At 35.8% G+C, this 11,716-nt stretch carries 9 protein-coding genes and 1 pseudogene; 1 reads left to right on the top strand and 9 read right to left on the bottom strand.

The genetic code is table 11. The features are described from left to right. Positions 1–62: 62 nt before the first annotated feature. From RT405_RS05430 to RT405_RS05420, 3 genes are all read right to left on the bottom strand, one after another. Positions 63–1,046: a M42 family metallopeptidase gene (locus tag RT405_RS05430; RefSeq protein ID WP_313468226.1), complete on the bottom strand. Its 984-nt coding sequence runs from the start codon at positions 1,044–1,046 to the stop codon at positions 63–65. A gap of 159 nt (positions 1,047–1,205) precedes the next feature. Continuing rightward, entirely contained in the window at positions 1,206–2,861 is a 1,656-nt protein-coding gene (locus RT405_RS05425) for a peptide ABC transporter substrate-binding protein (RefSeq protein WP_313468225.1), read from the bottom strand. A 196-nt stretch (positions 2,862–3,057) separates the two neighbouring features. Next, entirely contained in the window at positions 3,058–4,716 is a 1,659-nt protein-coding gene (locus RT405_RS05420) for a peptide ABC transporter substrate-binding protein (protein ID WP_313468224.1), read from the bottom strand. 438 nt (positions 4,717–5,154) lie between these two features. Between RT405_RS05420 and RT405_RS05415 the strand changes: the two genes are divergently transcribed. Beyond that, positions 5,155–5,922, top strand: coding sequence for a helix-turn-helix transcriptional regulator (locus RT405_RS05415; RefSeq protein ID WP_313468222.1), 768 nt, complete (start codon positions 5,155–5,157; stop codon positions 5,920–5,922). A gap of 132 nt (positions 5,923–6,054) precedes the next feature. On the opposite strand, the gene rplT is transcribed toward RT405_RS05415, so the two are convergent. The 6 genes and pseudogenes from rplT to RT405_RS05385 all read right to left on the bottom strand — a co-directional run. After that, positions 6,055–6,414, bottom strand: a complete 360-nt coding sequence (rplT, locus tag RT405_RS05410; RefSeq protein ID WP_313468221.1) for a 50S ribosomal protein L20 — start codon at positions 6,412–6,414, stop codon at positions 6,055–6,057. A gap of 100 nt (positions 6,415–6,514) precedes the next feature. Continuing rightward, entirely contained in the window at positions 6,515–6,712 is a 198-nt protein-coding gene (rpmI, locus tag RT405_RS05405) for a 50S ribosomal protein L35 (protein WP_313468219.1), read from the bottom strand. Between the two features lie 24 nt (positions 6,713–6,736). Continuing rightward, entirely contained in the window at positions 6,737–7,258 is a 522-nt protein-coding gene (gene infC / locus RT405_RS05400; RefSeq protein WP_313468217.1) for a translation initiation factor IF-3, read from the bottom strand. Between the two features lie 214 nt (positions 7,259–7,472). Continuing rightward, positions 7,473–9,274, bottom strand: a pseudogene (gene thrS, locus RT405_RS05395) (threonine--tRNA ligase). Between the two features lie 425 nt (positions 9,275–9,699). Next, positions 9,700–10,626 carry a primosomal protein DnaI gene (gene dnaI / locus RT405_RS05390; RefSeq protein ID WP_313468215.1) on the bottom strand — a complete coding sequence of 309 codons (927 nt, stop codon included), beginning with the start codon at positions 10,624–10,626 and terminating at the stop codon, positions 9,700–9,702. Between the two features lie 2 nt (positions 10,627–10,628). Further along, a partial coding sequence (locus RT405_RS05385) for a DnaD domain protein (protein WP_313468213.1) occupies positions 10,629–11,716 on the bottom strand: 1,088 nt, incomplete at its 5' end.

Raw genomic sequence — 11,716 nt, 5'->3', positions numbered from 1 at the left:
CTCAAACTTTTCAAAGTATACTTCATTATCAGCCTGCTAGTGAAAAATAAAATTTAATGAAATCAATTCATTCTTATTTTTTCAACCGTTTTACTATCCAATCGTTTAACTACTTCTGTAACTAGTTTTACAGTATTTAAGTAATCATCTTCATGAATGACTGAAGTATGAGAATGAAGATAACGGGTTGCTACTGTAATAGCCAGTGAAGGAATCCCATTACGCGTTACATGTTGGCTTCCGGCATCTGTTCCGCCTCCAGCAATAACGGTGTATTGGAAAGGTATATCTAATTCTTCAGCTACTCCAACAACAAAGTCACGTAATCCCTTATGAGCTACCAATGCAAATGCAATATCTGGGTCTACTGTATACGTTGCTGTTTTAGCGCCGCGTAGCCCGACTTCTTCTTGGACATTTCCAACAGAAAAAGCCTTATTGGGGTGTCCTTCTTCAGCAATATTTTCTAGTACTTTCAATGCTACTGCTGTACCGATTCGATTATCCCATGCTTTCGCCAGTAGAAATTTCGAATCGTTTAAGCGTTTAAATTCAATGTAAGGCGTTACCATATCTCCCGGTTTTACTCCCCAAGACAAAGCTTCTTCTTTACTTGAAGCACCAATATCAATAAACATATCTTGAATATCGTAAGCTTTATTCCGCACATCAGCTGTTAAAACATGAGGAGGTTTACATCCAATCACCCCATGTAAAACTTTATTGTGTGCTGTTGTGATTTCAACTTGTTGTGCTAACATCACTTGCGACCACCAGCCGCCTAATGTTTGAAATTTAATAAATCCTTCATCCGTAATAGCTGTAACCATAAAGCCGACTTCGTCTAAATGGCCTGCAAATAAAACTTTAGGTCCAGTTTTGTCCCCAACATGTTTAGCAATTACACTTCCTAATCCATCATAAGTAATAGAATCAGCTGATTTTTCAGCATAACGGACGAAAACTTCCCTTACTTGTTTTTCATTTCCCGGGACTCCTTTAGCATCCGTTAATTCTTTTAACATTTTTAAATCTTTTTCATCCATATGTGAATCCCTCCAATAATATCTGTTCTTCTTATACTATATCATTCTATGACAGAAAAAGGGTGCACTTTTTTAACCTTTAACTAAAAGAAGCAAGAAGGATCGGTTTGACCCCTTCTTGCTTTCAGCATAGCTTTAGTACTTAAAAATATGGTTTATTTAATTGCTTTTAATAGAAGCCCATTTGTAAGAATACTCTGGTCCTACTAAATGTTTTCCAATATTTTGAACATATGGTTTTTCTAAAATGGCATTATATCGTTGGTAGATAGGGCCAATTGCTGCTTGGTCAAGTAGAATTTTTTCTGCTTCAAGCATATCGTTCCATCTTTTTTCTGGATCATTCAAATCAGTTGTCCCAACTTTTTCAAGTAATGCATCGTATTCTGGGATAGAGATACTAGCTTTATTATTCGAATTTGAAGTTTCAAATAATTCAAGGAAATTGATTGGGTCTGAAAAGTCTGCTCCCCATCCAGCCATTTGAATATCATAATCTTGACGGCTGTTTACATCAATACGAACATTAAACGGCACTGAACGAATGCTGATATCTAAACCTGGAAGATTTTGCATCAATTGTCCTTGCATATACTCAGAAGATTTTTTAGCATTTTCAGAATCATCGGAAAGCAATTCTAGTTTTATTGAATCTACTCCTAATTCAGCAAGCCCTTTTTTCATATATTCTTGTGCAGCTTCTTTATCGTATACTAGTAAGTCGCCGTTTTCTTCACGAAACTCTTGTTCTGTTGAAGGGCCTTTAGCTAATCCGCTTGGAACTAATCCATTGGCTGGCAAAGAACCATTTTGTAAAACTGTTTTAGCATATGCTTCTTTATCAAATGCCATGGAAATAGCTTTACGGATATTTTCATTGGCTAATGGCGTTGGTTGTCCATTGCGTTCTTGGTTATATTTAAAGTAAAAGACAGAAGAGGTCGGTTCTGATTTTAAATCAGGATCGCCTTGTTTAGTTTGGACATATTCTCCTGACAACTTGATAGAATCAATTTCGCCAGCATCATACAAATTAATGGCTGTAGACGTTTCTTTTACAACATCTACATTAATGTCATCTAGCTTAACAGTATCTGCATCCCAGTAAGTGTCATTTTTTTCATATGACCAACTTAATCCTGTACCGTCCCATTTTGTCAAAACAAATGGACCGTTATAGAGTGCATTGTCGCTATTTGACGCATATTTACTGCCTTTTTCTGTTACATACTCCTCATTTTGAGGCAAGAACATAGATAATGAAAGCAAGTCTTTAATATAAGGCACTTTTGAAACCAAACGAACTTCTAAGGTCTTATCATCAATCGCTTTAACACCTAACTGATCCGTTTCCATTTCGCCTTTATTGATTTCTGCTGCATTTTCAACTACGCCTTCCATCATATAAGCAGATTGTGAACCCGTATCTGGGTCAACTAAACGACGCCATGAGAAAACAAAATCATTAGCAGTAACGGGATCTCCATTTGACCAGTTTGCATCTTCTCTGATCTTAAAAGTATACGTTAATCCATCTTCGCTGATAGTAGGCTCTTCAGAAGCCATTGCGAGCTCTGGTTCGTTTTTTAGATTCAAACGATACAATCCTTCCATTACGTTATTCATAACGGTTGAGCCGACAGTATCTGTGTTTAAAACTGAATCCATCGTTGGAATTTCTGCTGTTTCAATTAAATTTAATTCTTGAGTTGTTGAACCGCTCTTACTACCTTCTGTATTTGAACCGCAAGCAGCCAAAACTGCTGAAGATACTAAAGTAATTCCTAACAAACTCATTAACTTAATATTTTTCACCCGTGTTCCCCCTAATAATGAACTGATTTTCTGATAAACTTGTCTAAAACTAACATAGTTGATTCTATCACTATGGGAAAACAGTCGCAAACCGCCATCACTTACTTCTAATGAACCTTTTAATATTTTCACATAATCACAAAAAAAAGAAGCTGCACATGGCAACTTCTTTTTTTTATGATTATTAAATAACGACTTATTTTCCGTCTACATAAGCCCATTTGTATGAGTATTCTGCACCCACTAAGTGAGCAGCAATGTCTTTAACATATGGTTTTTCTAAAACAGCATTATAACGTTGGTAAATTGGAGCAATTCCAGCTGTATCCATCAGGATTTTTTCAGCATCTAACATACCAGTCCAACGTTGCTCTAAATCATCTACCTCGCTTAATGAACTCTTAACTAAAGCATCATACTCATCGTTAGCGTAGCTTGATTTGTTATTCCCGTTGTCTGAAGCAAATAATTCTAAGAAGTTGATTGGATCTGCATAGTCAGCTCCCCAACCAGACATTTCAATATCGTAATCTTGTTTTGTATCAGCATCCAAACGTACTTTGAATGGTACATTACGTAATTTGATATCTAATCCTGGCAAGTTTTGAGTCAATTGTCCTTGCATAAATTCTAGAGATTTTTTAGCATTTTCTCCATCGTCTCCAAGAATTTCTAATGTTAAGCTATCTTTGCCAATTTCTTCTAACCCTTTTTCAAAGTATTTTTGGGCTTCTTCAACATTATACGTTAATAATTCTCCATTTTGATCACGGAAGTCTTTTCCAGTGTCCGGATCAACGGCTAATCCTTGCGGTACTAACCCGTCAGCTGGTAATGAACCATTTTGTAAAACGGTTTTTGCATAAGCTTCTTTATCAAATGCCATAGCTAGTCCTTTACGGATGTTTTCATTTGCTAAATCAGTTTTCTCGCCATTACGTTCTTGGTTAAATTTGAAGTAGAAAACAGAAGAAGTTGGTTCTGATTTTAAATCTGCATTTCCTTGTTGAGTTTGTACATATTCTCCTGTCAATCTCATGCGGTCAATTCCGCCAGATTCATATAAGTTCAAAGCAGTAGATGTTTCTTTTACAACATCAAAATTGATTGTATCCAGCTTAACTGTGTCTGCATCCCAATAATCTTCATTCTTTTGGTATACCCAGCTTAATCCAGTTCCATCCCATTCAGTTAAAGTAAACGGACCGTTGTAAATCAAGTTGTCGCTGTTTGATGCGAATTTGTCTCCTAATTCTTCTACATAAGCTTGATTTTGTGGATAGTACATTGGCAATGTTAATAAATCTTTAAAATAAGGAACTGCACGAACTAATTTAATTTCCAACGTTTTATCATCTACTGCCTTAGCGTTAATGATTTCAGTCGCATTTTCGACAACATCTTGAATCATGTAGTTGTAAGAAGCTGCTTCAGCTGGATCAGCTAAGCGCTGCCATGCATATACAAAGTCATCTGCAGTTACAGGATCGCCATTTGACCAGTTTGCATCTTCTCTGATTTTAAAGGTATAAGTCAGATTATCTTCACTAACTTCAGGTTCTGCTTCAGCCATTCCTAAAACAAGTTTACCGTCTAAACCTTGGCGATAAAGTCCTTCAAAAACGTTATTCATAACGTTCCCGCCGACAACGTCTGTATTTAAAACAGAGTCCATTGTGGGAATTTCGCCACTTTCAATTAGATTTAGAACTTGTTCATCATCCACTTTTTTATCAGATGATTTAGAAGAAGATGCTGAGTCTCCGCCTCCATCAGTATTTCCGCCACATGCTGCTAATAATAACGCTGAAGTAGCTGTAATTCCCAATAAACTTAAAAATTTATTTTTTTGCATAATGTTTTCCCCCTGTTTTTTAATGCCCTCCACATATATCAACTCAAATGAGATTAATATTAGGTTGCTCAAATAATATTATCATCTTATTATCATATAATCAATAGAAATTTCCATTTCCCTTAATTAATCTTCAATTATGCGATATCAAATTAAGTATTTGATTAAAAAATACTTCTAATAATAAAATGGATATGAAATATTTTTTAGTTTACAAATTGACACGCATTCATAAAAATAGACTGAAAAAATGAAATATGAATCATTACCTGTTAAAATGGATGCTTAGAAATAATTTCTGTTAACTATTTTTATAAAACTTAAAAATGTTGTTATACCGCCATGACATGAATTGTATCACTCTTATTTATGTAATGATACTTATACTGGCTACCATTTTACTACGTTTATCTACATAATAATTATAGAGGTGATACCATGAATATTGGAGATAAAGTTAAAGAAGAACGACTAAAAAAAGAGTGGACACAAGAGCAATTAGCACAACTACTAAATGTGTCTCGTTCCACTGTTTCAAGTTGGGAAGTTGGGAGAAACTATCCAGACTTAGAAACAATTATTGCAATTAGCGATTTGTTTGGTATCTCTCTCGACAACTTATTAAGGGAGGATAAACAGGTGGCAAAAGATACGACAAAGAAATTAAAAAGAGGGAAATCATATAAAATGGCTTTAATAGTAGTTGGTATACTATTTCTACTTTATTTTGGTTATAATGCGAAACTAAGAATAGATGAAAATACCTACCGAAGTAATTTAGAAAAAAATGGTTGGGAAAAAGTTATTCCTAATTCTTCTACTCAAGAAAGAGGAGAAAATAACGCTTATGAATTGGTAGAGAATGGCATTAATTATTGGACTTATGTTCTTCCAGCAGAGTTAATAGGATTTCCTATGCCTGAACAAAATATTTCAATCATTACTCGACAAGAAAACTTTATTGTCGATCTTGCTTATGATAATAACATTGGTGTTAGTATTTCGCCTGAGAATGATTCAAATGTTAGTAAACAATTTTATGTGAAAGTGAATAAGAGCGGCAACTTAGTTGAATCTAAGCCGAGCTGGACCGAAAAAGAGAAGCAAACGATAATAAATTACCTTTCAAAGTACCAAGATATCCATAAAGACCTCATCAACAAAAGCATTGAAAAAAGAAATGAAGTTGTCAGTAAATCAGACTAAGCTAGTGGTGAAAAGATAAAGTAATTCAAGTAGGATAATACATTTATCTCTACACATACCAAGATTTATTATTTAAATAAAAAAAACGGTTCAGCACTATAAAAGTGTGAACCGTTTTTCATCTATAATTCTTTATTTGTTTAATGCAGTTTTAGCTTGTTCAGTTAAAGCAGTAAAAGCTGCTGCATCGGTAACTGCAATATCAGCCAACATTTTACGGTTGATATCAATTCCAGCTACTTTAAGTCCGTGCATCAATGTGCTATAGCTCATGTTGTTCATACGAGCAGCTGCGTTGATACGAGCGATCCATAATTTACGGAAATCACGTTTCTTTTGACGACGGTCTCTGTAAGCATATTGATAAGATTTCATTACTGCTTGTTTTGATACTTTAAATAAAGTATGTTTTGAACCATAGTAACCTTTTGCTAATTTTAATACTTTTTTGTGACGTTTACGAGTAACCGTCCCACCTTTAACACGTGGCATATTAATTTCCTCCTTGAAGATGTTTTCTTATAAGAAAACTCTTTACAATAATTATTGTCTTTTATAAAACTGTTAATCCGGTTCTAAATGAACTAAAGAATTACCAGTTAGCTAATTGTTGACGGATGCGTTTTACATCGCCTGCTGAAACCATTGCAGACTTACGTAATTTACGTTTTTGTTTTTGTGATTTATTTGCGAACATATGGCTTGTTTTTGCATGGTGACGTTTTAAACCACCATTACCTGTTCTTTTGAACCGTTTAGCAGAACCACGGTGTGTTTTTTGTTTTGGCATTATTGTTTCCTCCTCGAAATACTCTTACTTTTCAGTTTTTGGTGCTAAAATCATGAACATGCTGCGTCCATCCATTTTAGCAGCTGATTCGATACTAGCGATATCAGCAGTTTCTCGTGCTAATCGATCTAAAACTTTCTTACCAATCTCTTTATGAGTAATGGCACGACCTTTAAATCGGATTGATGCTTTGACTTTGTCGCCTTTTTCAAGGAACTTACGAGCATTACGTAATTTCGTATTGAAGTCATTTACGTCAATTGTAGGACTTAAACGTACTTCTTTAAGGCTAACGATTTTTTGATGTTTACGGGCTTCACGTTCTTTTTTCTGTTGTTCAAAACGGAATTTCCCATAATCCATAATACGTGCTACAGGTGGTTTTGCTGTGGGCGCTACTAAAACTAAGTCCAAGTTCGCTGTTTCCGCAATTGCCAATGCTTCACTTTTGGTCTTAAGACCAAGTTGTTCACCATTACTACCTATAACGCGCAATTCACGTGCACGAATGCCGTCATTTACCATCATATCTTTTGCTATGGTCATACACCTCCATTAGATTTGAGAGAAAGAACAGCAGAAAAATAGACGAGTCCATAACTAACCCGCCTATAAATAATTTCCAACTTACGCCGTGCGTAAGTCATCATCGTTTATATCTAGCCCAGAGACTTTTAGTCAACTAAGGCGAGAAGCGAGGGCTCCTGCTTTGTTTTCTCAACTTTTATATCATACCACTATTTCCATCTTTTGTAAACCATTAACGACTAAAATTTTCAATTTCTTTTTTCACATCAGCTAAAAACTCATTAAATAACATTGCCTTCGTTTCTTTTTCACCATATTTCCGAACTGTTACACTAGCATTCTCTACTTCGTTATCGCCTACCACTAACTGATAAGGGATCTTTTGTGTTTGAGAAGCGCGAATTTTATAGCCCATTTTTTCATTTCGTTCATCCACTTCAATTCGCATACCTAAGTTAGCCATCTTTTCTTTCAATTCATATGCGTAATCTAAATGCATGTCGCGATTTACCGGAATAATAGTCGCTTGAACAGGTGCTAGCCAAGTTGGAAATGCTCCTTTATATTCTTCAATTAAATAAGCTCTTCAATTCCAATTGCAGTTTTTACTAAGACATCTAATTTAGGCCCATAAAAAGCAGCTTCTCCTTCGGCTTCAAAGTATTCTAGCTCCATGTCATCCATTGCTTTTTTAAGCATTGTTTGAGCTTTTTCCCACATTGCATCGTCATCAAAGTATTTATCGGTATTATTAGGATCACGGTAACTTAGTCGGAAACGATAATCAGTGATATTAAAGTCTTTATATACAGCCAACATGAGTTCTAGAGTTCGTTTGAACTCTTCTAAAATTTGATCTGGACGTACAAATGTATGTCCATCGTTTAAAGTCATTTCCCGAACACGTTGCAGACCTGAAAGAGCCCCACTTTTTTCGTAACGGTGCATCTGCCCCAATTCAGCAATTCGGATAGGCAACTCACGATAACTATGGATGTCATTTTTATACACCATCATATGGTGAGGACAGTTCATTGGGCGCAGTACGAGCATTTCGCCATCGCCCATATCCATTGGCGGAAACATGTCTTCGTGATAGTGGTCCCAATGTCCTGATGTTTTATAAAATTCCACGTCAGCCATAATGGGTGTGTAAACGTGTTGGTAACCTAGACTTATCTCGCGATCTACGATATAGCGTTCAATAGTTCTCCGGATAGTCGCACCTTTTGGCAACCAGAAGGGCAGTCCTTGTCCAACTTCAGGGCTGATCATAAATAGATCTAATTCTTTCCCTAATTTTCGATGGTCACGCAATTTAGCTTCTTCACGCATTTTGATAAATTCTTTTAAATCTTTTTTATCGAAGAAAGCTGTTCCATAGATACGCTGCATCATTTTATTGTCAGAATTTCCGCGCCAGTAAGCTCCAGCAAGCGAAAGCAGTTTAAAAACTTGAATACGTCCAGTTGATGGAACATGGACCCCACGGCATAGATCCACAAAGTCTCCTTGCTCATAAACAGTAATCGTTTCGTCTTCAGGTAATTCCGTAATCAATTCAACTTTATAAGGATCATCTTTAAATAAATCAAAGGCTTCAGCGCGTGTAACTTCTTTACGGATAATCGGATTATTTTCTTTTACGATCTCCATCATTTTTGCTTCAATACGCGGCAAATCTTCTTCTGTAATCGGTGTGTCTGTATCTGTATCGTAATAAAAGCCGCTTTCAATAGCTGGGCCAACGCCAAATTTAATTTCAGGGTATAAGCGACGTAAAGCATTTGCCATTAAATGAGCACTTGAATGACGTAAAATCTGTAAAGCTTCTTCATCATCCGGCGTGATGATTTCAAGGGAACCATCTGTTTCTAATGGACGGACATAATCCACTAGTTCACCATTAAATTTTCCTGCTAATGCTTTCTTAGCTAAGCTTTTACTGATACTCTCAGCAATGTCTTTTGTTGATGAGCCCGTTGGAAATTGCTTTACAGCACCATCCGGCAAAGTAATATTGATTTCTGACATTTTCCATTCCTCCAATGGTTTCAAATTTTTATAGTTTAAAAAATCTTTCAAACGCTTAGCCAAATAAAAAAAGTCCCTTTTATGCTAGTTTCCTAACACAAAAGGGACGTAAAATACGTGGTTCCACCCAGATGCAGAATCCCCTTCTCATTGAACAGGAATTCTCTCTAAGCTGTTAACGTTAGCTACACGACCGGCTGCTAATACTTTAACTGGTTCACAGCGGCACTCAAAAGGGGTCAAAATAAATTCGTTTTTAGGAAACTTGCAGCACTTATTTCCCTCTCTTAAAAAAAACGATTTTTTATTTTGGTGTCTTTCTCAAAGATTTAATCTATTACTGCTATTAAATCATTTCCGTCACAAAAATTCAAGTAAAAAATAGTATTCTTATTGCTTTTGCTTAAATTCATACCTGCACTGCCTTAAGACAATCGACGGTTTTTGCCCGTCATTTTGATTTCTTTAGATAAATAACGAATACGTTCCATAATACGTTGGGCTTTCAACGGCTCATCTTCTCCACGCTGGGTAACTCTTAAATGTTCTTCGCCCAATTGTTTCATATCGAAATTAGAAGAAAAGAATGTGGGTAATTGTTCTTGCATTCGATACTGCAAAATAACTCCAAGCACATCATCCCGAATCCAGCTTGACATTGAGTCTGCTCCAATATCATCCAACATTAAAATAGGTGCTTTTTTGACAGCATCTAATTTTTCTCCTGTTGAGTTCTGTCCAATCGCTTGCTTCATTTCAACTGCAAAAGAAGGAAAGTGCATCAAAGTGGAAGGATAGCCTTTTTCAGCAAGCTCATGCGCGATGGCTCCCAATAAAAACGATTTTCCTACTCCAAATGATCCTTGTAAATACAGTCCTTGATGAAAAGATTTTGGGTTCTGCAAATAATCTGAAATAAAATCATATGCAGCTGTAATAGCTGTTGCTCGCTCATCAGTTAAATGAAAACGTTCGAATGTCGCTGTTCGAACATCTTTTGGCATATCCATCGAATGAATGCGATTTTTAATAGCCTGTTCTTTTTGCTTCGCAATCAATTCAGCTGTCGGCACATAGGCAACATCAATAAAGTGATAATTCATGATCAATTCCGGTTGATATCCTGGAGCCATCATCCCTGCTTTTTCCTGATACTTTTTCTTTTCGTTGACAAACTCGTACAGTTTCGCATAGCTTTTTACAATCGCTTCTTCATTCAATAGCTCTTGATTCTTTTCAATAAATTGCTGAACATCCTGATCATTCAAGACTTCTTGGATCAATTTTTCATATTGGTCAGATAAGTTTCGTTCTTTAAGCATTTTAGTTAGACTTTTACCGATATCTTCCACTTTCAATCACCTTCTTTTCCGAAACTTTGAATTTGTTTTAAGCGGTCCATAAAAGCTTGTTTCTCAGCTTCGCTCATTGGTTTTTCAGCTTTAGCGCTATTATCTTCTTTCGCCCATTCTGGAAGAGTTTCTTTTCTAGTCGTTGTCTTTTTTCCGTAGCTAGTTGATTTTTGGTTGGTGTACTGTTTTCTTTCTGCTTGCTTCTTCTTTTCAGCATTTTCTTGGTACATCGTTTTAACTTTTTGAAGTGCCATTTCTGGTGAAACAACTTTATTTTGAGCCCAATCATTGGATATTTTATAAGCTAAAGCTTTTTCGAAAATAGGGTTGTTCCTTACAACTAAGATATAATGGATCAATATGTTAACAACTGAAGCAGGTAAATTAGCTTTTTGCACTATTTCTTCTAATGCCCATTCTTCGTTTTTTGTTACATAGCCGCCTTTTTGATCTTTAATCGAAGTCATAAAATCAAATGGACTAATTTCTTCGCTCACTTCAACAATAGTGATTTCATTCTCTGTTAGTCCTTGTTGTTTTAAAACATTTTTTCGGTTTCTTTGTTGTTTTTGTTCATTTTGAATATCTTTTTCTACTACATCATGCAGCTGAACCTTCTTTTGAGCGCGTGCATGATAATCGCGGTAAACGTTATTCTTCAGCTTTCGTTCATTAATGTCGCTGGCTTCTAAAACATAACGTTGCATATCCAATTCATTCACTCCGTACATTGTATGCAACACTAAGATCGTTGCTTCAAGCTCTTTTGAGATGGCAGAACGGCTAACATAGTGGCTATTTAAACCCGTATAAAAAAACTTAAAATCAAATGTTTGATTTTCTATTATAGGCCCAGCAGCGGATTCGTCACCAATTAATTCAACTGGTTCTTTTAGTAATGCCTTTTCTTGTTTAAGCAAGTTTCCATCAAACTGATAAACATCTAAAAAGGATTTGGTAACTTCTTTATAGTTTTCTTTCTCCAATGGAGCCGTCACAAATCGATTTCGCAATTTACGAAATTTTCGTTCTCCAACCGCTTCAAAAAGAAGCAAACTTAATAAATCATCTTTGAAAAAAGTCGCACTTG

This window comes from Carnobacterium sp., from assembly GCF_032094055.1.
Taxonomy (GTDB): domain Bacteria; phylum Bacillota; class Bacilli; order Lactobacillales; family Carnobacteriaceae; genus Carnobacterium_A.
The sequence above is the reverse complement of the archived record's forward strand: the minus strand, read 5'-3'. Positions and strand labels throughout refer to the sequence as shown.

What these genes read in the sequence shown, in the direction of transcription:
- RT405_RS05430 (WP_313468226.1), bottom strand. Translation starts at nt 1,046, where the DNA reads ATGGATGAAAAAGATTTAAAAATGTTAAAAGAATTAACGGATGCTAAA.
- RT405_RS05420 (WP_313468224.1), bottom strand. Translation starts at nt 4,716, where the DNA reads ATGCAAAAAAATAAATTTTTAAGTTTATTGGGAATTACAGCTACTTCA.
- RT405_RS05415 (WP_313468222.1), top strand. Translation starts at nt 5,155, where the DNA reads ATGAATATTGGAGATAAAGTTAAAGAAGAACGACTAAAAAAAGAGTGG.
- rplT (WP_313468221.1), bottom strand. Translation starts at nt 6,414, where the DNA reads ATGCCACGTGTTAAAGGTGGGACGGTTACTCGTAAACGTCACAAAAAA.
- rpmI (WP_313468219.1), bottom strand. Translation starts at nt 6,712, where the DNA reads ATGCCAAAACAAAAAACACACCGTGGTTCTGCTAAACGGTTCAAAAGA.
- infC (WP_313468217.1), bottom strand. Translation starts at nt 7,258, where the DNA reads ATGACCATAGCAAAAGATATGATGGTAAATGACGGCATTCGTGCACGT.